The sequence below is a fragment of the Leifsonia sp. NCR5 genome (assembly GCF_002105485.1).
Lineage (GTDB): Bacteria > Actinomycetota > Actinomycetes > Actinomycetales > Microbacteriaceae > Leifsonia.
The window spans coordinates 113,094-129,766 of sequence record NZ_NCSR01000002.1; the positions used below are offsets into that span (position 1 = coordinate 113,094).

Consider the following 16,673-nt stretch of genomic DNA (forward strand, 5'->3'; position numbering starts at 1 on the left):
AACTAATACCAGCATGAAGCGGATCTGGTTAGCAGTGCTGGAACGCCGAAGACTGGGGGCATGAAGGCATGGATTCTCGACGAGCCCGGTTCCGGTGTGCGCCTCCAGGAGGTGGCGGACCCTCGATTGCGCAGCGGCGGAGCCATCCTGCGGATGCTGGCGGTCCAGGTCCCCGGTTACACACGCGCCCTGACCGAGGGCACCCGCGGCGGCATCGCGACGCCGACGGTCCTCGGCATCGGCGGCATCGGCCGCGTGGAAGCCGTCGCGGAGGATGTCCACACCGTCCGCCCGGGCGACATCGCGCTCTGCACGGGCTTCCTCTCCACGGGCCGGATCGCCCATCCGGAGGAGGTCCTCCTCGGCTGGACGGGCATCGGCGGGCGCGGTGTTCAGACCCCCGCGACCGACGCGATGCGCGCGGTGTGGCGGACCGGTACGTTCGCGGAGCGGGCCCTGATGCCGGGCTCGACGCTCGTGGCGCTCCCGGGAGCCGACGAGTACGGCGACTTCGACCGGCTGGCGTTCCTTCCGTGGCTGACCGTTGCCGCTTCGGCAGTGGAAAAGAGCGAGCTTGCCCCCGGCGGTCGCGTGGCCGTGATCGGCGGAAGCGGCCGGATGGGTGGTGCGGCCGTCCTCCTCGCCCTCGCCCGCGGAGCCGGCAGCGTCGCCGCTGTCGGGCGCAACACCGCCGCCCTGGACCGGCTGGCAGCGCTCGACCCCCGCGTACAGCCGGTGCGATCCGTCGGGAACCGCCGCGCCGACGCCGAGGCCATCGTCGCAGCTCTCGGCGGGGAAGCAGACGTCACCCTTGACGCGCTCGGACCGACGCCGACTGCCGACCTCACGATGGCCGGCTTCGACGCACTCGGCCTGGATGGCGCGATGGTGTTGCTCGGCGGGGTGCAGCAGGATCTCCCGATCGTCTACAACGAGGTGATGCGGCGACGGATCACCCTGCGGGGGTCGTGGATGGCGGCGAGCGAGACCGCGTACGCCGTCTGGCGACAGATCAGTTCCGGGGTGTTGGACCTCCGAGGGGTGGACGTCGTCCCCGCCACACTCGACGATCCCGCGACCGTACTCGATCGCGCCGAGCAGACCTCCGGCCTCAGCTTCGTCGCGCTCCGCCCGTGACCGGTGCCGCCAGAGCGCCGATGCGTCGTCCCGCGGAAACGGCAAAACCCTCGGTTTCCCAAGGGTTTCTTCGTGTGGTGCCTTCTCTGTGTGGGCGATACTGGGATCGAACCAGTGACCTCTTCCGTGTCAGGGAAGCGCGCTACCGCTGCGCCAATCGCCCAAGCCTGGATGGTTCCAGGTTGGAGGTGGATACGGGATTCGAACCCGTGTATACGGCTTTGCAGGCCGCTGCCTCGCCTCTCGGCCAATCCACCGTTTGGGTTCACCACCGTTGTGAGAAGCCCGACCTTTCGGTCGGGCTGACTCGAGCGGATGACGAGATTCGAACTCGCGACCCTCACCTTGGCAAGGTGATGCGCTACCAACTGCGCTACATCCGCATTTCGTTCCGCATCTCTGCGGCACTTGAATGACTTTAGCCGATGCCGACGCGGAAAACCAAACCGGGTCATGCAGCCGGGTGTGTCGCGTGCCGGATGTGCGCCGGGCCCCGTTCGTCGGCTAGTATCGAGTCTCGCAGCCGGTTCACGGCAGCGAAACCCCAGGGCGATTGGCGCAGTTGGTAGCGCGCTTCCTTCACACGGAAGAGGTCATCGGTTCGAGTCCGGTATCGCCCACAGCAGGCCACGGGAAACCGTGGCCTTTCCTGTTGCCCCGGTCAGCAGGGAGTGCAGCGCCGCTCAACGCCAGCGGTAGCGGGCGACCAGCGCGTCGCGCACGGTGTCGTAGCGGCGGCGGTCGAGGGCCGTCGCCTCGCGGCGCATCCCGGACTGGTGCACCCGGAAGACGCGGTCGGTGTTGACGTAGCTGGGCCTGCGCTGCGCATCCCACCCTCCCGTGCCGATCGGAACGTACTCCGAACGACCGGGATGCGCCTGGCTGGTGAGCTGGACGGCCAGCACCGTGCCGCCAGGCTCGGCCGCGACGACGAGCACGGGGCGGTCCTTGCCGCGGCCGTCGCGCTCCTCGTACGGCACCCACGTCCAGACGACCTCGCCGGGGTCGGCGTCGCCGTCGGTGGCCGGGCTGTATGTCATCGTCACCCTTCCGATGGCGCGCGGGTCGACCTCGACCGTGGCGGACGAGCCCGTGCGGCCGGGCTCGGCGGCGTCAGCTCGGGATGCCGCCCGGGTCATGGTCGCGGCGGGTGTCGTGTGCTGGGATTTCTTCTGCGTCGGCAGTAGCGCATTCACCATCGCGCGGAGCAGGTTCATCGGGGATGCCATCGGTGGATGGTACCGGAGCGCTGCAGACTTGCCGAATCGAGGAATTGATAGCTAATATTTGTGCGGGTTACATCAGTAATGGTGACCATGCAAAGGAGCACAATGAAGTTCACCTCATTCGCCCAGCGGGCCCGCTTCGGTCGAAATCGCCGCAGCATCAATGGAGCAGTTGCCGCCTGACGTGCGATCGCAAATCGAAGAACTCGAAGCCAACTGGTCCCGGATCGGCGCCGCGTCAACAACCGAGGGCGGCATCGTCACCTTCGACCTCGCCGGCGCTATCGGCAATGGCGTGCCGCGTGAACTCGCACGGGACTTTGCCGAGGGCGTCGCCATTGGAGGCGGTCACGTCGTGAACGACAATGGCGAGTTCCCCTCGCGGCTATCGGCTCGCGCTACCTGCCGTGGCCAGAACGCGTTCTGGTACGACTGGATCGGCTATCACTTCAAGCTGGACTCGTGCATCACACCGAAGGTCGTGAACGCCATCGCAGGCACGGCCGGAGTCGCGGGCGTACTCGGGGCGCTTTCTGCAGCGTTCCCGCCCACGTCTCTTCCTCTCGTCGCAGTCGGCGCGGTCGCGGCGTACTCGGCGTGGTCGATCGATCAGTGCAGCAAGAACGGAACCGGCGTCGAGATGTCCCTCGCCGGCTTCGTCTGCTGGGCGCAATAGCTGGAGGAGACCGTAAGAATAGGGATCGTCATGTTTCGAATCCATTGGATCACCGCCCTTCTGTCCGGCGTCGCACTCGGATTGATTGCTGCTGCGATCTGGCTGTCGATCGCGGCCGGACCCACCACTGAGAGCACCCTCCCCATAGGCGCAATGCTCACCGCGGCAATCGTCATTGCGGCGATTGCGTGGGTATTCGGCACGATCGTCAGCAGAACGGGCTCAAGAAGTCGTTCGAAGCGTTAGCCTCCACGCTGGCGCACGACGGAAACGCCCCGCGGATTGTCCATCGAATCCGCGGGGCGCAGTGCATCCACTGCCAGCGTCAGAGCGGATCGTCACGCCGAACCGGCTCAGCCTGCGACGGCATACCACGCGACGTCGCGCCATCGGCCAGACCATCGCTGGCACCATACCGGAGCCGCGTGAGGCCGATGGTGTGCCGCAGCACCGTCGCGATGACCAGCGACACCACGAACGAGTATGCGCCGACGCCGAGACCCGCGACCGCCTGGGCAACAAACAGGTCGAAGTTGCCGCTGTCGACCATCCCGTCTCCGGTGGCGAACAGGCCGATGTAGAGCAGGCCGACGAGGCTGGCGACGATGTGGATGACGCAGATCGTCATCGGGACGCCGAAGCGTGCGCGGGCGGCCAGGTCGACCATGCTGGCGCAGGCGACGGCGGCCAGGGCGCCGAGCAGCAGGGACCAGCCGATGGTGAGCACGCCGGAGGCCGGAGTGATCGCCACGAGGCCGGCCACCGCGCCGCAGAGCGCGCTGGTGACCGTCGGCCGACGCAGCAGCACCCTGTCGACGATGATCCACATCAGCGCTCCCCCTGCAGACGCCATCAGCGTGTTCAGCGCGATCAGCGGTGCGAAGGCGTCGAGGGCGCCCTCCGAACCGACCGTGAGGCCGAACCAGCCCACCCAGACCAGCGCCCCGCCGACCGCCACCAGCGGCAGGCGCCGCTCTCCGACCACGGGATGGTCGCGGTGACCGCAGGCGAGGATCACCCCCGCCGCTCCGCTGCCCGCCGCCAGGCTGACCGGGATGGCGCCGCCGAAGTCGATCACGTGCATCCCGGAGACCGCCCAGCCGTCGCTGAGCGCGAAGACCGCGTAGCCGGCGGGGAACAGCACCAGCACGCTCCACAGCGCGGAGAACACCGCCCAGGCCCGCAGGGTCACCCGGGAGGCGACAGCGGCGCCGAGGATCGTCACGGCGACGGCGCAGACCGCGATCAGGTAGCCGGCCCTCGCCAGCGGGTACATCGTGGATGCCGCCCCGCTGCCCGGGGTGAACTCCCTGGCGAGCCCCCAGTCCGGCCGCCCGACGACGTGGGCGATGAGCGGATCCCCCGCGAGCATCCCGTAGCCGCCGGCCACCGCCAGGACGACGACGATGGCCGACCCGGTGAGGGCTGCCCTGAACGCCTGGGAGGCCCCGCGCGCGCCGGTCATGCCGCCGTAGAAGAATGCCAGCCCCGGCACGACGGCCATCACGAACGTGGCGCTCACCAGGAGCAGGAGGGCGTCCACCTGCGCGCTCGTGGCTGGCGTCATCCGTCCTCCTCGTCGCGCGAACCGGGCATCAACACACTACTGGCGCGCACGCGAAGCGGGGCGCCGCCCGAAGGCGACACCCCGCTCGCGTGCTGTGGTTACTGCGCTGCTGGTCGGTCCGATCAGACCGTCTCGAGGGCGTAGCCCTCTTCGCCGTGCACGACCGTGTCGACGCCGGCCAGCTCGTCCTCGTTCTTGACGCGGAAGCCCATCGTCTTCTGGATGACCGTTCCGATGATCCAGGCCAGGACGAAGGAGTAGATCATCACGCTGAACGCGCCGATCGCCTGCGCGCCGAGCTGGGCGAAGCTGCCGCCGTAGAGGAGGCTGGAGAAGCCCTTCGTGGCGTCGCCGTCGATGTGGGTGAAGCCGAAGACGCCGATCCAGAGCGTTCCGATGAGACCGCCGATGAGGTGGATGCCCACCACGTCGAGCGAGTCGTCGAAGCCGAGCTTGAACTTCAGGTCGATGGCGACGGCGCAGACGGCACCGGCGACCAGGCCGAGGAGGATCGCGAACCCGGGGGTCAGGATGTTACAGGCCGGGGTGATCGCGACCAGGCCGGTGACCGCACCGGACGCCGCACCGATGGAGGTGGGCTTGCCGTCCTTGAACTTCTCGACGATCAGCCAGCCGATGGTGGCGGCAGCCGGAGCGGCGAGGGTGTTGATCCAGGCGATCGCCGCCACGCCGTCCACTGCGGCCTCCGAGCCGGCGTTGAAGCCGAACCAGCCGAACCAGAGGAGCGCTGCGCCGAGGAGCGTGAGCGGCACGTTGTGCGGCTTCGACATGCCCTTCTGGAAGCCGACGCGCTTGCCGAGCACCAGGGCGAGTGCGAGGCCGGCGGCTCCGGCGTTGATGTGGACCGCTGTACCACCCGCGAAGTCGTTGACGTGCAGGAGGGCGGGCGCCCAGCCGTCGGCCAGGTTGAACACCCAGTACGCGACCGGGAAGTAGACGACCGTGACCCAGATGCCGGCGAACACCATCCACGCGCCGAACTTGGCACGGTCGGCGATCGCACCGGAGATCAGGGCGACGGTGATGATCGCGAAGGTGGCCTGGAACCCGGCGAAGGCGAGGCCGCCCAGGTCGGGGGTCATGCCGTCCTTGCCCATCAGGCTGGACAGGAACCAGTCGGGGGTTCCGAGGAAGTGTGGGATGAGCGGCTTGCCGAACGCGAGGCCGTACCCGTAGAACACCCACAGGACGCCCACGATCGCCATCGCGCCGAAGCTCATCATCATCATGCTGACGACGCTCTTGGCGCGGACCATTCCTCCGTAGAAGAAGGCGACGCCGGGGGTCATCAGCAGAACAAGGGCTGCGGCGACGAGCAGCCACAGGGAGTTGACGGTCCCTGCCTCTGCGTAGTCCGCTGCTGTGTGTAGCAACATACGTTGGTCTACCTCTCTCATGAATGCGCACGGGCCCCGGTCTGGCTGATCGGTGAGCGTTTCGGGGTGTGCCCAGTTTCATCACGGGAGGTTTCCGTGGAGGGATGCTCGTGTTTCGGGTCTGTTACGCATCCACAATGCGTGTAAACATCGTGTTTCGTGCCGCCCGGAATCCGTCGAGCGTCGTCGTCGAGCGTCGTCAGTCGTGCGGGGGGAGCTCTCCGGTGGTCAAAGCGATCATGCGGGAGACGGAGCGCAGGTACTTCTTGCGGTATCCGCCGCCGAGCATGTCCTCGTCGAACACCTCGCTGAGCGGCACCCCGGTCTGCACGATCGGGATCTCCGCGTCGTAGACCCTGTCGATGAACGCCACCAGGCGCAGCGCCGCCATCTGGTCGTGCAGGATGCGCACGCCGGTGAGGCCGATGACGTCGACGCCGTCGAGCAGCTTGATGTAGCGGGAGGGGTGCACGGTCGCGAGGTGCGCGATCAGCGTGTCGAAGTCGTCGCTGGTGACCGTCTCCCCGCGTGCACCGAGGGCTCCGGTGATGCGGTCGTACTCGTCCTGCTCGACGGTGACGGCCCTGCCCTCCGTGTCGCGGCGGCGGTAGTCGAGTCCGTCGATCCGGATGGTCTCGAAGTTGGCGGACAGCGACTGGATCTCGCGCAGGAAGTCGCTCGCGGCGAACCGACCCTCGCCCAGTGCGTTCGGCGGGGTGTTGCTGGTGGCCGCGATCCTGGTGCCGGATGCGACGAGCTCGCCGAGCATCCTGGTCATCATCATCGTGTCGCCCGGGTCGTCGAGCTCGAACTCGTCGATGCAGATCAGTGTGGAGCCGCGCAGCAGGTTGACAGCGCCCGCGTAGCCGAGCGCGCCGACCAGCGCGGTGTACTCGATGAACGTGCCGAAGTACTTGGGGCCGGGAGCCTCACGCCAGAGCGCGGCGAGGAGGTGCGTCTTCCCGACGCCGAAGCCGCCGTCGAGGTAGACGCCCGGCTTGGTCTCCGCCTTCTTGCGGTTGCGGCTGAACAGCCCGGCCGGGCGCTGCGGCTCCCACGACTTCGCGAACGTGCGCAGGATGCCGACGGCCTCCGCCTGCGACGGATAGTCGTGATCGGGACGGTACGACTCGAACGTCGCGTTCTCGAACTGCGACGGCGGGACCAGCGACGACGCGATCTCCGCCCCGGTGATCTGCGGGGCACGGTCGGCGAGGCGCACCAGAGCGCCGGTCTGGTCGATCGTCATGGAAGCTGCACCTTTGTGTCGAAGTCTTACCGCACCGGTTTACGCGCAGATAGCCTGGTACGTAAGTTCGCACAGTGTCGGGGTGTCCAGCCTAAACCGACCGAGCCGATAGTTCCCCTCGCGCCCACGAGGCGCCCCCTGGAGGTAATGCACGATGTCCATCGAGGTCGACCCGTCCCCCGCTTTCGCCGAGTACGCGCATCCCGAACGGCTGGTGAGCACCGAATGGCTCGCCGAACACCTCAGGCAGCCGGCTCTGGTCGTGGTGGAGTCCGATGAGGACGTGCTGCTGTACGAGACGGGGCACATCCCCGGCGCCGTGAAGATCGACTGGCACACCGACCTCAACGACCCTGTTCAGCGCGACTACGTCGACGGCGAGCGCTTCGCCGAGCTGCTCGGCTCGAAGGGCATCGCCCGCGACTCGACCGTGGTCATCTACGGCGACAAGAACAACTGGTGGGCCGCGTACGCGCTCTGGGTGTTCACCCTGTTCGGTCACGAGGACGTCCGCCTGCTCGACGGCGGCAGGGACAAGTGGATCGCCGAGGGCCGCCCGATCACGAAGGACAAGCCGAGCGTCACCCCGGTGGAGTACCCCGTGGTGGAGCGCGACGACACCGTCATCCGCGCGTTCAAGGACGACGTCCTCGCCCACTTCGGGAAGCCGTTGATCGACGTCCGCTCCCCCGAGGAGTACAGCGGAGAGCGCACCGAGATCCCCGGCTATCCGACAGAGGGCGCGCTGCGGGCAGGGCACATCCCGTCCGCCGCGTCCGTGCCGTGGGCGCGGGCTGCCGCTCCGGATGCGACGTTCAAGCGCCGCGCGGACCTCGAGGCCATCTACCTCGGCGAGGCGGGCCTGAAGGAGGGCGACGACGTGATCGCCTATTGCAGGATCGGCGAGCGGTCGAGCCACACCTGGTTCGTGCTCACCCACCTGCTGGGGTTCGAGAACGTGCGCAACTACGACGGGTCGTGGACGGAGTGGGGTTCCGCTGTGCGCGTACCGATCGTCACGGGCAGCGAGCCGGGCGAGGTCCCCGCGAAGTAGCCTTGTCGTATGACTGATCCGGCTTCGACGTCACCCGCCCTCGCACCAGCTCTGGCGGAGATCCGCGACGACTTCCTCGCGCTGGAGCAGCCGGACAGGCTGCAGCTGCTGCTGGAGTTCTCCGAGGAGCTCCCCGACCTCCCCGAGCGGTACCGCGACCATCCGGATCTGTTCGAGCGGGTCGTCGAATGCCAGTCGCCGGTCTACATCTTCGTGGAGGTGGACGAGCACGACATCGTCCACCTCTACGCGACCGCGCCGGAGGAGTCCCCGACCACGCGCGGGTTCGCGTCGATCCTGGCCCAGGGCCTCGCCGGTCTGACCGCCGAGGAGGTGCTGGCCGTTCCGGACGACTATCCGCAGACGCTCGGGCTCACCCAGGCGGTGTCTCCGCTGCGCATCCGGGGCATGACGGCGCTGCTCGGCCGCACCAAGCGGCAGGTGCGGGAGAAGCTGGCGGCCTAGCCTGCGGCTTCTGCCTCTTCCGCCGCCGTCGGCGCAGCCACGTCGATGTGCTCGCTGAGCCAGCCGGCGATGGAGGTGCTCCAGCGTTCCTCGTCGTAGTTCCAGAGCTTGGTGTGCAGGGCGGTCGCGAACGGCACGAGGGTGACGATGTCGCTGCGCGCTGCGGCGAGCGCCCGGGATGCGGTGGACGGCACGAACCCGTCGTCGTCGCTGTGCAGGATCAGCGTCGGCAGGCTGAGGTCGGCCGCGCGGGCGACGAAGTTCATGCTGGTCAGGTCGATCGGCGCTGCCTGGCCGGTGAACGGGCCGCCCCAGGTGGACTCGATCAGGCGCAGGGCGCCCTGGGTGATCGGGTCGGGGAGCCGGAGCATCCTGGCCTGGTATTCGAGGGTGTCGATCCAGTCGATCACCGGCGATTCGAGGATGATGCCGCGGAGCAGGCCGAGCGCCGACGACCGCGTGATGGTCTGCAGCACGACGGCTCCGCCCATCGACCAGCCCATCAGGATGATGGAGGTGGCTCCGTGGTCCTCCGCATATCGGAGCGCCGCGTCGATGTCGTGCCATTCCGTGCCGCCGAGGCCGTAACGGCGGTCAGCGCTGTTGGGGGCGTCCCCGTCGTTGCGGTACGACGCGAGCAGGGTGGTGTACCCCTGGTCGTGGAAGGTGCGGACCGCGCGCAGGCCCTCCTGCCTGGTGGCTCCCCAGCCGTGCACCTGGATGACCCAGCGGTCGCCCGGCCCGTCGTCCGGCGGGAACAGCCAGGCGGGGGCCTCGCCCAGCTCGGTGTCGATGGTGACGCTCTCGACGGGAAGGCCGAGTTCTGACGGTTCGAGGTAGTAGTAGCCGCTGATGCGTCCCCGGCCGGGGCGCAGGTCTCCGAAGGCGACGGACTCCAGCGTGCGGGTCACCGAGCCGTCCTCGCGGGAGATCACGCCGCCGATCTTCGCGTATCCGGTCTCCTCGGCGAACCACAGGCCGTAGCGGCCAGGCACCGACGAGTCCGGCGTCTCGCGCAGCGTCACCGTCCCCGCATCCAGGTCGACAGCCCGGATGCTCTGGTTCTGCGGCCGCTTGCGCACCGGCGTGACCACGGTGCGCGCCACCCTCGTCATGATGAGGACGGCTCCCGCTCCGGCCGCGAGGCCGAGGACTGCGGCCGCGACGACGGCCGTGCGGACGGATTTCGCGAACGTCGAACGCGCCATGCCGTCAGCGTAACCCCGATACGCCGACGGGGTGTTCAGGACTTCCCCAGGCGGCGTGCCTTACCGTCGCCACCCGGCAAAGGACCCTAGTGTTCCTATCGTGCCGACAACACCCTCGACCCCACGCACTCCCCCGGAGTTCGCCGCGGCGTTGGAGACGATCCGCCACGCGACGTCCCGTCCGGAGCTCGTGGTCACCGAGATCCCAGCGCCCGGCCAGCTCGCGCCGTACTCCGTCGCGCTGGCGGCCGACGTGCGGCCGACCAGGCACGGCAGCGACTCCGACCTGGGCACCGGCCGGTTCATCCTGCTCTACGACGAGGCGGAGCCGGAGGCGTGGGGCGGCCCGTTCCGCATCGTCTGCTTCGCGCAGGCGCCGCTCGAGACCGACATCGGGCTCGACCCGTTCCTGGCCGACGTGGCCTGGTCGTGGCTGGTGGATGCGCTGGACGCCCGGCAGGCGAAGTACACCGCGGCGAGTGGCACGGCCACCAAGATCATCTCCACCGGTTTCGGGGAGCTCGCCGCCCAGGGCGACGGGTCGCAGATCGAGCTGCGCGCATCCTGGAGCCCGCTGGAGAGCGACATCTCCGCGCACGTCGAGGGCTGGGGCGAGCTGCTCTGCATGCTGGCCGGGCTCCCGCCGACCGGCGAGGGTGTGAGCCTGCTGACGAGACGGACCCCGCGTGGCTGATCATCACGTCATCGACACCAGGGACGAATACCTCGACGCGGTCGAGACCATCGCGGCGGGCAACGGACCCGTCGCCGTCGACGCGGAGCGGGCCAGCGGCTTCCGGTACTCGCAGCGGGCGTACCTCATCCAGGTCTTCCGCCGCGATGCTGGCACCTTCCTCTTCGACCCTCCCGCCGTCGGCCGTTTCGACGAGCTGAACGCCGCCATCGCCGACGAGGAGTGGGTGCTGCACGCCGCCACCCAAGACCTCACCTGCCTGCGCGAGGTCGGGCTCGACCCGCACCACGTCTTCGACACCGAGCTGGCCGCCCGGCTGCTCGGGATGCCCAGGGTCGGCCTCGGCACCGTGGTGGAGGAGTTGCTCGGCATCCACCTCGCCAAGGAGCACTCCGCCGCGGACTGGTCGACCAGGCCTCTGCCGGAGCCGTGGCTCGTCTACGCCGCCCTCGACGTCGAGCTGCTCCCCGACCTGCGGGATGCGATCGCCGCCCTCCTCGATGAACAGGGCAAGACCGCGATCGCGCAGCAGGAGTTCGACGACGAGCTGGCCCGCGACCTCAAGGTGGTGCGCAACGAGCCGTGGCGGCGCCTGTCCGGCATCCACTCGATCAGGGGCATCCGCAACCTGGCCGTCGCGCGGGAGCTGTGGCTGAGCCGCGACGAGCTGGCCCGCACCACAGACATCGCGCCCGGCCGCCTGGTGCCGGATGCGTCGCTCACCGCCGCGGCGAAAGCCATGCCGGAGACCAAGCGCGGTCTCGCGTCGCTCCGCGAGTTCAACGGCCGCGCCAGCCGCACGGAGCTGGACCGCTGGTGGGAGGCCATCGAGGCCGGCCGCACCACCGACGACCTTCCTGTGATGCGCGGCAACGGGGACACCCTGCCTCCCCCGCGCGCGTGGGCGGACAGGAACCCGGAGGCGGACGCCCGGCTGAAGGCGGCGCGCGCCGCTGTCACCTCCCTCTCCGAGGAGCTGTCGATCCCTGTCGAGAACCTGCTCACGCCGGAGACGCTGCGCCGGGTGGCGTGGGCGCCGCCGGAGTCGCTGGACAGCGCATCCATCGGCGCGGCCCTCGCCCAGTGGGGTGCACGGCCCTGGCAGATTGAGGCAACCTCACAGGCGATCGCCCAGGCCTTTGTGGAAGCCAGCCAAAACGGCCCGGACGCCACGGAAGCGGATTCGTAGAAAGAATCAAACGATTCTTCCGGCGCGCATCGCATCCCTAGGATCGAATCCGACCTGATTTGGGAGGCATTGTGGCCGATAGAACTGATGTCGTCTTCGTCGATGGAGTGCGCACTCCGTTCGGGCGAGCCGGCGAAAAAGGGCAGTACTGGAACACGCGCGCGGACGATCTGGTGGTCAAGGCCATGATCGAGCTGCTGGAGCGCAACCCGAATGTGCCCAAGGACAGGATCGACGACGTGGCCATCGCGGCCACCACGCAGCAGGGCGACCAGGGCCTCACCCTCGGACGCACGGCAGCACTGCTCGCCGGCCTGCCGAAATCGGTGCCCGGCTTCGCCATCGACCGGATGTGCGCGGGCGCCATGACCAGCGTCACCACCCTCGGCTCCGGCATCGCGTTCGGCGCGTACGACCTCGCCATCGCCGGTGGCGTCGAGCACATGGGACGCCACCCGATGGGCTTCGGCGCAGACCCGAACCCGCGCTTCCTCTCGGAGCGCCTGGTCGGCGAGGACGCCCTCAACATGGGCATGACCGCCGAGCGCATCCACGACCGGTTCCCCGCGCTCACGAAGGAGCGCTCCGACCGCTACGCGATGCGCAGCCAGCAGAAGACCGCCGCGGCGTACGCGGCCGGCAAGCTGCAGCCCGACCTGGTGCCCGTCGCCATCCGCTCCGAGAGCGGCTGGGGCCTCGCCACCCAGGACGAGGGGATGCGCCCGGAGACCAACATGGAGTCCCTCGCGACCCTGCGCACCCCGTTCCGTCCGCACGGCCGCGTCTCGGCCGGCAACTCGTCGCCCCTGACCGACGGGGCGACGGCGAGCCTGCTCGCCTCCGGCGACGCGGTGAAGGAGTTCGGCCTGCAGCCGAAGATGCGCATGGTCAGCTTCGCGTTCGCCGGCGTCGAGCCGGAGATCATGGGCATCGGCCCCGTGCCGTCGACCGAGAAGGCGCTCCGCAAGGCCGGTCTCACCATCGACGATATCGGCCTGTTCGAGCTGAACGAGGCGTTCGCCATCCAGGTGCTGTCGCTGCTCGACCACTTCGGCATCGACGACGAGGACCCGCGCGTCAACCAGTGGGGCGGCGCGATCGCCGTCGGCCACCCGCTCGCCGCCAGCGGCGTGCGCCTGATGATCCAGCTCGCCCGCCAGTTCGAGGAGCACCCAGAGGTCCGCTACGGCCTCACGGCGATGTGCGTCGGTCTCGGCCAGGGCGGAAGCGTCATCTGGGAGAACCCCCACTACCGCGGCTAGTCGTGCCCTCCTGCACGACAACGCGAATGCGCCCGATGAAGACATCGGGCGCATTCGTGTTTCCGTGGCTGGCTTCGGCTGGCGCTACTTGGTCGTCCGCGTCACCCGCCCGCGCGTCCGCTCGACCGCAACGGTCGCGAACCAGGCGATGGCGCCGAGAGCGGGCAGAAGGAGCACTGCGAGGAGCCACGCGACTCGCTGCGGCGGCGTCACCGATCTCGAGACCGACACGCTGACGAGCGCCGCAACCACGAGAACAGCCGCGACGAGCGCGATGGCGACCCCGGCAACGTCAAACACCGCGGGAATCTCAGGATTGCTCACCGCAGATCCCTTCAGGAGTTGGTCTGCCAGGCGCGATCGCCGCCGACATTCAACTGTACCCAGACGTTCCAGGTGCCCAGATAGCCGCCGCTCACATCAGCCTGCCACCGCTGATACGCAGCGGAACCGTTCTCGGACTTCTTCCACGAGACGCGGACAGGCGAACTGCACGACGTCGGGTAGACGCAGCGCTGGAACCCATAGCCGCCGTCGATCATCTGATCCGACCCGCCCTGGACCAGGGTGTAGCCCACATTGATCGCGCCGACGAAGATGGTCCCCCACGCGCCATCGATCTGGCAGCCGGTCGCGTTCGAGTAGCCGGACCCGCTCTGATAGCGACACTGCGAGATCGCCCGTCCTTGGGGTCCGCCGCCCTGCTCCACAGCGGGAATCTCGAGCCCGGCGTATGCGACAGAGCCGTCGGCGAACCGCTTCACGTCATACTCGAATCCGTCCTTGACGACACCGCGTTCTTCCGAGACCGGGACGGCATTCGGAGTGCTGGCATCCCACACCTGGCCTGCTCGGGCGCGTGCGATGAGCTCATCTTGCGTCGCGACGGGCACGTCGAACTTCGCGAGCGTTGCGCGAAGAACCTGCGCGTCAGCCGCCGACAGAGGCGACGCCGTCCCTTCGGCAGGCGCTCCCGTAGCGCTCGCTGCGCCCGTCAGCGCGAGGCAAAGAGCCCCCGCTGCCGCCGCGATCGAAAAGAGGGGCCGTCGAATTGCTGTGGTCATTTTCACCTCGTTGTGTCGCATCAGCCTCATTACTGATACGCCGCACTGTAACGTTAATGTTCCAGATGTGACAATTTTACGCATCACAAACGGTCAAATCCGACCCCACGCCGCTCAGCGCCCGTCACCCCAGCCGGACTGTAAGGTTCCGCCAATGCGAAGCACCATCCACGCCCGCGCCGTTGTGCACAGCGGCAAGCGATGTGCGGCACGCCGCCCGGCTCGATAGCCTCCTCCGAGGACATCAGGGCTCTACGACGGCGTCAGTCAGCGCGTGTCGGAGACCCTCACATCACAAAGCGCGCTCGGAAGGCATAAAGACGTGACCGACTATTCCAAGATCGACTTCAGCCCGCTCGTCGACCTCACCTCCGACGAGGTCGTCACCCACTCGTTCGTCAAGGACATCCCGCTGCCGAGCGGCAAGACGCTCGCGCTGGTGACCCTCGACAACGGGCGCGACCACACGCGCCCGAACACGATGGGACCTGCGACCCTCCTCGAACTGGGGAAGACCTTCGACGAGCTGACGGAGCGTGCGGGCCGCGGCGAGATCGACGCGGTCGCCGTCACGGGCAAGCCGTTCATCCTCGCGGCGGGCGCCGACCTCTCCCGGGTGGGCGACATCCCGAGCGTCGAGGTGGCGAAGCTGCTCCCCCAGCTCGGTCACTACGTGCTCGGCAAGCAGGCCACCCTCGGCGTCCCGTCGTTCGTCTTCACCAACGGGCTCGCGCTCGGCGGCGGTGTGGAGATCGGCCTGAACGCCGACTACCGCACCATCGACAGGTCGGCGGCGGCGTTCGCGCTGCCGGAGGTCTTCCTTGGCCTCATCCCCGGCTGGGGCGGCGCGTACATCCTGCCGAACCTGATCGGCATCGAGAACGCCCTCAAGGTGATCGTCGAGAACCCGCTGAAGCAGAACAGGATGCTGAAGCCGCAGGACGTCTTCGACCTCGGCATCGCCGACGCGATCTTCGACTCGGCGAACTTCCTGGAGGACTCGCTGCGCTGGGCGGACAGGGTGCTCACCGGCGAACTCACCGTGAAGCGCCCGAACGTGCCGGGCAAGGTCGAGCGGATGGTCAAGTGGGATGCGGCCATCGGCATCGCCCGCAAGATGCTGGAGAGCCGCATCGGCACCGTGCCGAAGTCGCCGTACGCCGCGCTCGACCTGCTGAAGGCCGCCAAGTCCGGCACCAAGGAGGAGGGCTTCGAGCGCGAGGACGACGTGCTCGCCGAACTCATCTCCGGCGACCAGTTCCAGGCCAGCATCTACGCCTTCAACCTGGTGCAGAAGCGGGCGAAGCGCCCGGCGGGTGCTCCGGACAAGAAGCTCGCCAAGAAGGTCACCAAGGTCGGCGTGATCGGCGCGGGATACATGGCCAGCCAGTTCGCGCTGCTGTTCGTGCGTCGCCTGCGGGTGCCCGTGGTCATCACCGACCTCGACCAGGCGCACGTCGACAAGGGCGTCGCGTACATCCACGACGAGATCGGCAAGCTGCAGGAGAAGGGCCGTATCTCCCCGGATGAGGGCAACCGCCTGCGCGCGCTCGTCACCGGCACGACGGACAAGTCGCTGTTCGCCGACGCCGACTGGGTGATCGAGGCCGTGTTCGAGGAGCTGTCCGTCAAGCAGGACGTGTTCGGGGAGATCGAGCAGTACATCTCCGACGACGCCGTGCTCGCCACCAACACCTCCTCGCTGTCCGTCGAGAAGATCGGCGCGAAGCTGAAGCACCCGGAGCGGCTGGTCGGCTTCCACTTCTTCACCCCGGTGGCCGTCATGCCGCTGATCGAGGTCGTGAACACACCGAACACCGACGAGGCGACCCTGTCGACCGCGATGGTCACGGCGGCTGCCCTGAAGAAGAACGCGGTCATCACCGCCGACACCCCCGGCTTCGTGGTCAACCGCGTGCTGGCGAAGGTCCTCGGCGAGGCGATGCACGCGGTCGACGACGGAACGCCGTTCGAGACGGTCGACGAGGCGTTCGCGCCGCTCGGCCTCCCGATGCCCCCGTCGGCACTGCTCGACCTGGTCGGCCTCAAGGTCGGTGCGCACGTCCTCGACACGCACCACGCCGCGTTCCCCGACCGGTTCTACCGCAGCGAGAACCTGCACAGGCTGGCCGAGCACGGCACCCTCCTGGAGAAGGACTCGAAGGGCAGGGTCAAGGGCATCGACAAGCAGGCGGCGAAGATCGTCTCCGGCGGCAAGAACCCGTGGACCAAGGACCAGATCCTGCGCGGGCTCGAGGACGGCCTCGCCGACGAGATCCACCGGATGCTCGTGGACGACCACGTGGTCGCCGCCCCGGAGGACATCGACCTCTGCATGATCCTCGGCGCGGGCTTCCCGTTCCAGATGGGCGGCATCACGCCGTACCTCGACAGGGTCGGTGCGTCCGAGCGCGTCTTCGGGGACACATTCCAGCATCCCCCCGTGAAGGGCGTCGCGTAGCAGCAGCTGCCAGCGAGATGCCGG

Annotated in this window: 15 protein-coding genes and 4 tRNA genes; 9 read left to right on the forward strand and 10 right to left on the reverse strand. The window is 68.3% G+C overall.

All coding sequences use genetic code 11. The features are described from left to right. Nucleotides 1-60 precede the first annotated feature (60 nt). Nucleotides 61-1,137, forward strand: coding sequence for a zinc-binding dehydrogenase (locus B7438_RS02560; protein ID WP_085367781.1), 1,077 nt, complete (start codon nucleotides 61-63; stop codon nucleotides 1,135-1,137). 91 nt (nucleotides 1,138-1,228) lie between these two features. On the opposite strand, the gene B7438_RS02565 is transcribed toward B7438_RS02560, so the two are convergent. The 3 genes from B7438_RS02565 to B7438_RS02575 form a co-directional block, all read right to left on the reverse strand. Then, a tRNA-Val gene (locus tag B7438_RS02565) sits at nucleotides 1,229-1,300 on the reverse strand. A 20-nt stretch (nucleotides 1,301-1,320) separates the two neighbouring features. Continuing rightward, nucleotides 1,321-1,394, reverse strand: a tRNA-Cys gene (locus tag B7438_RS02570). Nucleotides 1,395-1,447: 53 nt separating this feature from the next. Beyond that, nucleotides 1,448-1,520: transfer RNA gene (locus tag B7438_RS02575), tRNA-Gly, on the reverse strand. 164 nt (nucleotides 1,521-1,684) lie between these two features. On the opposite strand from B7438_RS02575, the gene B7438_RS02580 reads away from it, so the two are divergent. Beyond that, a tRNA-Val gene (locus B7438_RS02580) sits at nucleotides 1,685-1,757 on the forward strand. Nucleotides 1,758-1,820: 63 nt separating this feature from the next. Here the strand turns inward: B7438_RS02580 and B7438_RS02585 are convergent. Then, nucleotides 1,821-2,366 (reverse strand): type II toxin-antitoxin system PemK/MazF family toxin, encoded by a 546-nt coding sequence (locus tag B7438_RS02585; RefSeq protein WP_256921837.1) that lies wholly within the window; start codon nucleotides 2,364-2,366, stop codon nucleotides 1,821-1,823. 160 nt (nucleotides 2,367-2,526) lie between these two features. Here B7438_RS02585 and B7438_RS02590 point away from each other — a divergent pair, with 160 nt between their 5' ends. Then, a complete protein-coding gene (locus B7438_RS02590) occupies nucleotides 2,527-3,039 on the forward strand; it encodes a hypothetical protein (RefSeq protein ID WP_143465548.1) in 513 nt (170 codons plus the stop codon). 325 nt (nucleotides 3,040-3,364) lie between these two features. Here B7438_RS02590 and B7438_RS02595 read toward each other — a convergent pair whose 3' ends face one another. From B7438_RS02595 to zapE, 3 genes are all read right to left on the reverse strand, one after another. Next, nucleotides 3,365-4,606: an ammonium transporter gene (locus tag B7438_RS02595; protein WP_085367783.1), complete on the reverse strand. Its 1,242-nt coding sequence runs from the start codon at nucleotides 4,604-4,606 to the stop codon at nucleotides 3,365-3,367. A gap of 122 nt (nucleotides 4,607-4,728) precedes the next feature. Beyond that, entirely contained in the window at nucleotides 4,729-6,003 is a 1,275-nt protein-coding gene (locus tag B7438_RS02600; protein ID WP_085367784.1) for an ammonium transporter, read from the reverse strand. A 199-nt stretch (nucleotides 6,004-6,202) separates the two neighbouring features. Next, nucleotides 6,203-7,252 carry a cell division protein ZapE gene (gene zapE, locus B7438_RS02605; RefSeq protein ID WP_085367785.1) on the reverse strand — a complete coding sequence of 350 codons (1,050 nt, stop codon included), beginning with the start codon at nucleotides 7,250-7,252 and terminating at the stop codon, nucleotides 6,203-6,205. A gap of 154 nt (nucleotides 7,253-7,406) precedes the next feature. On the opposite strand from zapE, the gene B7438_RS02610 reads away from it, so the two are divergent. Both B7438_RS02610 and B7438_RS02615 read left to right on the forward strand, forming a co-directional pair. Beyond that, nucleotides 7,407-8,306, forward strand: a complete 900-nt coding sequence (locus B7438_RS02610; protein ID WP_085367786.1) for a sulfurtransferase — start codon at nucleotides 7,407-7,409, stop codon at nucleotides 8,304-8,306. A 9-nt stretch (nucleotides 8,307-8,315) separates the two neighbouring features. Then, a complete protein-coding gene (locus B7438_RS02615) occupies nucleotides 8,316-8,771 on the forward strand; it encodes a SufE family protein (protein ID WP_085367787.1) in 456 nt (151 codons plus the stop codon). On the opposite strand, the gene B7438_RS02620 is transcribed toward B7438_RS02615, so the two are convergent. Continuing rightward, entirely contained in the window at nucleotides 8,768-9,979 is a 1,212-nt protein-coding gene (locus B7438_RS02620; protein ID WP_085367788.1) for a S9 family peptidase, read from the reverse strand. The two genes, B7438_RS02615 and B7438_RS02620, sit on opposite strands and share 4 nt — an antisense overlap. Nucleotides 9,980-10,079: 100 nt before the next feature. Between B7438_RS02620 and B7438_RS02625 the strand changes: the two genes are divergently transcribed. The 3 genes from B7438_RS02625 (at nucleotide 10,080) to B7438_RS02635 (ending at nucleotide 13,124) form a co-directional block, all read left to right on the forward strand. Continuing rightward, the gene (locus B7438_RS02625) at nucleotides 10,080-10,673 is read left to right on the forward strand and encodes a DUF3000 domain-containing protein (protein WP_085367789.1); all 594 of its coding nucleotides are present in this window, start codon (nucleotides 10,080-10,082) and stop codon (nucleotides 10,671-10,673) included. Continuing rightward, entirely contained in the window at nucleotides 10,666-11,862 is a 1,197-nt protein-coding gene (locus B7438_RS02630; RefSeq protein ID WP_085367790.1) for a ribonuclease D, read from the forward strand. The genes B7438_RS02625 and B7438_RS02630 overlap by 8 nt, the downstream gene beginning before the upstream one ends. 71 nt (nucleotides 11,863-11,933) lie before the next feature. Next, the gene (locus B7438_RS02635; protein WP_085367791.1) at nucleotides 11,934-13,124 is read left to right on the forward strand and encodes a thiolase family protein; all 1,191 of its coding nucleotides are present in this window, start codon (nucleotides 11,934-11,936) and stop codon (nucleotides 13,122-13,124) included. 84 nt (nucleotides 13,125-13,208) lie between these two features. Here B7438_RS02635 and B7438_RS02640 read toward each other — a convergent pair whose 3' ends face one another. Next, nucleotides 13,209-13,448: a PLDc N-terminal domain-containing protein gene (locus tag B7438_RS02640; protein WP_168689584.1), complete on the reverse strand. Its 240-nt coding sequence runs from the start codon at nucleotides 13,446-13,448 to the stop codon at nucleotides 13,209-13,211. An 11-nt stretch (nucleotides 13,449-13,459) separates the two neighbouring features. Beyond that, entirely contained in the window at nucleotides 13,460-14,188 is a 729-nt protein-coding gene (locus tag B7438_RS02645; protein WP_143465550.1) for a hypothetical protein, read from the reverse strand. A 322-nt stretch (nucleotides 14,189-14,510) separates the two neighbouring features. Between B7438_RS02645 and B7438_RS02650 the strand changes: the two genes are divergently transcribed. Continuing rightward, the gene (locus B7438_RS02650; protein ID WP_085367794.1) at nucleotides 14,511-16,649 is read left to right on the forward strand and encodes a 3-hydroxyacyl-CoA dehydrogenase NAD-binding domain-containing protein; all 2,139 of its coding nucleotides are present in this window, start codon (nucleotides 14,511-14,513) and stop codon (nucleotides 16,647-16,649) included. The last annotated feature ends 24 nt before the right edge of the window (nucleotides 16,650-16,673 follow it).

Coding starts and splice junctions, on each gene's coding strand:
- B7438_RS02615 (WP_085367787.1), top strand. CDS start 8,316: ATGACTGATCCGGCTTCGACGTCACCCGCCCTCGCACCAGCTCTGGCG.
- B7438_RS02620 (WP_085367788.1), bottom strand. CDS start 9,979: ATGGCGCGTTCGACGTTCGCGAAATCCGTCCGCACGGCCGTCGTCGCG.
- B7438_RS02610 (WP_085367786.1), top strand. CDS start 7,407: ATGTCCATCGAGGTCGACCCGTCCCCCGCTTTCGCCGAGTACGCGCAT.
- zapE (WP_085367785.1), bottom strand. CDS start 7,252: ATGACGATCGACCAGACCGGCGCTCTGGTGCGCCTCGCCGACCGTGCC.
- B7438_RS02595 (WP_085367783.1), bottom strand. CDS start 4,606: ATGACGCCAGCCACGAGCGCGCAGGTGGACGCCCTCCTGCTCCTGGTG.
- B7438_RS02600 (WP_085367784.1), bottom strand. CDS start 6,003: ATGTTGCTACACACAGCAGCGGACTACGCAGAGGCAGGGACCGTCAAC.
- B7438_RS02560 (WP_085367781.1), top strand. CDS start 61: ATGAAGGCATGGATTCTCGACGAGCCCGGTTCCGGTGTGCGCCTCCAG.
- B7438_RS02590 (WP_143465548.1), top strand. CDS start 2,527: ATGGAGCAGTTGCCGCCTGACGTGCGATCGCAAATCGAAGAACTCGAA.
- B7438_RS02585 (WP_256921837.1), bottom strand. CDS start 2,366: ATGGCATCCCCGATGAACCTGCTCCGCGCGATGGTGAATGCGCTACTG.
- B7438_RS02645 (WP_143465550.1), bottom strand. CDS start 14,188: ATGACCACAGCAATTCGACGGCCCCTCTTTTCGATCGCGGCGGCAGCG.